Origin of the sequence: uncultured Gimesia sp. (genome assembly GCF_937910335.1) — a bacterium.
Classification (GTDB): domain Bacteria; phylum Planctomycetota; class Planctomycetia; order Planctomycetales; family Planctomycetaceae; genus Gimesia.
This window is the reverse complement of record NZ_CALEMX010000376.1, coordinates 1-3,201: the sequence shown is the minus strand read 5'-3', so window position 1 is coordinate 3,201 and position 3,201 is coordinate 1. Positions and strand designations below refer to the sequence as shown.

The 3,201-nt window shown below is 41.6% G+C and carries 4 protein-coding genes; 3 read left to right on the top strand and 1 reads right to left on the bottom strand.

Annotated elements, in window-relative coordinates:
- The coding region (locus tag Q0668_RS15015) for a sulfatase/phosphatase domain-containing protein (protein WP_298866101.1) at nucleotides 1-594 on the top strand (594 nt) is incomplete at its 5' end.
- Nucleotides 595-629: 35 nt separating this feature from the next.
- On the opposite strand, the gene Q0668_RS15010 is transcribed toward Q0668_RS15015, so the two are convergent.
- Complete coding sequence (locus Q0668_RS15010) at nucleotides 630-1,151, bottom strand: hypothetical protein (protein WP_298866099.1); 522 nt, start codon at nucleotides 1,149-1,151, stop codon at nucleotides 630-632.
- A 168-nt stretch (nucleotides 1,152-1,319) separates the two neighbouring features.
- On the opposite strand from Q0668_RS15010, the gene Q0668_RS15005 reads away from it, so the two are divergent.
- On the top strand, nucleotides 1,320-1,859 hold the full coding sequence (locus Q0668_RS15005) for a peptide chain release factor-like protein (RefSeq protein ID WP_298866097.1): 540 nt from the start codon (nucleotides 1,320-1,322) through the stop codon (nucleotides 1,857-1,859).
- A gap of 161 nt (nucleotides 1,860-2,020) precedes the next feature.
- Nucleotides 2,021-3,201, top strand: a 1,181-nt coding sequence (locus tag Q0668_RS15000; RefSeq protein ID WP_298866095.1) for a DUF58 domain-containing protein, incomplete at its 3' end; no start/stop codon positions are given.

Genomic DNA, 3,201 nt, shown 5'->3' with positions numbered 1-3,201 from the left:
GTAATCAGAACTTTGGACGAGTCTGGTCTCGGCGATAATACGATTGTGGTTTTCAGTTCGGATAATGGCGGACAATTGAATGTCGGGGCCAATAATGGAAAGCTACGCGATGGTAAACAGAGTATGTATGAAGGAGGCCTCAAAGTGCCTACTGGAATCGTTTGGAATAATCGAATTAAGCCGCGGTCTCAGTCTGATTTTATGGCGATGAGTATGGATATATTTCCGACAGTCTGTGAAGCAGCTGGGATTAAGGTTCCCGCTGGACTTGATGCCGTAAGTTTTTTGCCAACACTCGAAGGAGAAACTCAACCCCCTTTAAGAAAAAACTGGTTTTTTCGAAGGCGCGAAGGGGGAACTCGCTATGGAGGCAAAACAATTGAAGCTGTTCGAAGTGGAGATTGGAAATTGTTGCAGAACTCTCCCTTTACTCCACTTGAACTTTATAATTTGAAAGAAGACCCGCTAGAGACTAAAAATCTGGCAGATACAAATCGAAAAATGTTCAATCAAATGTCGGCGTTGCTGAGAGCGGAAATACAAAGGTATGGAAGCGTTCCCTGGCAAAAGCCCGCTATTCCTAATCATGACTGAGGGGAGAGAATAAAACGATTAATATTTGAGCCAGATCATTTATGGATCACGCAACCGCGCAAGTTGGATTTAAGGTCCTCAATTGTTTGAGGTTTGACTGACGTCCCATAAAGGAATATTTTCTGCAATCGGGGAAACCGTGTCAATTTGCTGACTTCTTCATCAGTGACTTGAGTATAAGCAAGTTCTAATGAGCGAAGCTTTGGTAAATCTTTAATCTCAGCCAAACCTTCATTTGTCAGATTTGTTTGATGTAGATTGAGTGATTCCAAATAGGGTAAATTAGAAAGTTGCTTCAACTCACTCAGTTTTAGTTTGGCATCTGTCAAATCGATCTCACGAATGGCAAAACCATTTTCCGGAATCTTTGCTGTAGTATCAATAGGTAGCTCGCTATGGACTGGAATTACTTTTCCTCCAGCCTTCAGGACAAGTTCTGTCACTGGTTTGCTATTAGGATCAACAACTTGTCCACAGCTCACTGAAGACAGATATACAAGGGATAAGTAAAACCCCAAGTAGATTTTTGAATGAACCTGGTTTCTGTCATAATTCATTTTGAGATCCAGACGCAGGATGAACCATTAAATCGTACAGGAATTTAATAGCGAAAAACAAAGGCAACAATCTATAATAGATGTCGTTTCACTATCATAATCAGTTACCTCTGACCTGTGAAGTACGCTCAGTATTCTTCGGACTTCTTTTGCAAAGTAGAATGCCCCATGATGACATCTCCCGATCCTATAAAATTCCACTTGGGTTCAACGCATCCTGCCTGCATTGATCAGGAATTATTGCTGAAAGAATGTCGTATCCAGCACGTGCGAAGATCTGGACCCGGTGGACAACACCGCAATAAAGTAGAAACCGGCGTAGTAATCAATCATCTTCCAACACAGATATCGGGTGAAGCAGCCGAAAGACGTGAGCAAGGGCGTAATCGTTCAATGGCACTATTTCGGTTGCGTGTGAATCTGGCAATAGATCATCGGATAACAGAAATTTCAGAAACACCCAGTTTGCTCTGGCAACGCAGACTTTGTAATGGCACACTCAAAGTCAGTTCAGAACACGTTGATTTTCCTGCTTTACTCGCAGAAGCACTTGATGCCGTCACACATTTTCAATTTGACATCAAAACATCAAGCCAATACTTACATTGTTCTTCTTCACAGCTTATAAAATTCCTTAAGAAAGAACCACGCGGTCTTGCTCTGATCAATCGAAAACGACTCGAATCCGGATTGCACTCTTTGAAATAACCATTAATGAGTGTTCTCAATGCGAGTAATGAAGTTTAATATGATCTTTTTTAATCATAGATCTTTCACTCATTGCTGTTAAAATAGAAGTAACACGGGATTGTCAGATTCTCTTAAACAATTCACAAATTCGAGTTACATTGTTTCCCAGTTAGCAACTCATGAACAAGATATTAGCCAGACTATGGAGAAAACGAACCGAATGGCGACCGGGGTTCATATCGATGCTCATCGGCGTGTTCATTTTTATCTACACTTATCAGGCACCGCTGACGCTAGGTCGAATTCATCCTAATCTCCCAGCGATCATGAGGTTTGCAGCAAGTGCTTTGTTTTTATGGGGAATTTTTCAAGTTCTCATAATATTCATCCCGGCATTGCAACGATTCCAGCTCAATCGTATCGGACGAAACCGGGTTTCACTTCCACGAGATGGATTAATTTATCTGTTGATCATGACCATCCTGTTTGTAGGCTCCGTCCTGTCACGCGAAAATATGCTAATGCTGGTTTTTGCCATGATGACAGGTCCGTTTGTTCTCAACGGATGGATCACATACAGTATGCTGAAAAATATCAAATTAAAACGGCTGATCCCGCAAAGAGTCATGGTAGGTGAAATATTTACCGCTGAAATCACTCTTGAAAATAAGAAACGACTGATTGCAGCTTACCTGATGGAAGTAAGCGATTTTTTTACTAATCGACATGAAAATTTGGAAGCGTCGGTTGTTTTTCGAAGAGTGGGACCGCGCCAGAAATTATCGGCTCATTATTATGCAAAATTGATGCACCGCGGAATTTACCAGTTTGGACCATTGCAAGTTTCCACAAAGTATCCCCTGGGATTGATAAAACGGGGGGCTGTATTTTCTGACTATGATGAAATCATTGTACATCCTCAGATCGGCAAACTAAGCTCGCGGTGGGCTAATGACTTTTTCTCTGACGCAGAAATGGCTCAACACAGTCAAAGCCGTCGCGGTGTCTTTGACGACGAATTTAATCATATCCGTGAATATCGTACCGGAGATAGCCAACGAGCAATCCATTGGAGAAGTTCCGCTCGTCAGGGGGAATTGATGGTTCAGGAATATCATCAAAATCGAAACTATGACTTGATCATAGGCATTGATTTGTGGTTACCCTCGTTTCCTGATCAAGATCAGGAAGAACTTGTAGAGTGGGCGATCAGTTTTGTGGCGACTATTTGCAGAGAACATTTAAAATACAGCCGAGACACGAAATTAACATTTATTTCACAAGGAAAATCTTTAGAACATTTGGAAGTTGGTATTGGATCGATGGGCTTGGAATATTTATTGGATTTCCTCTCAACGTT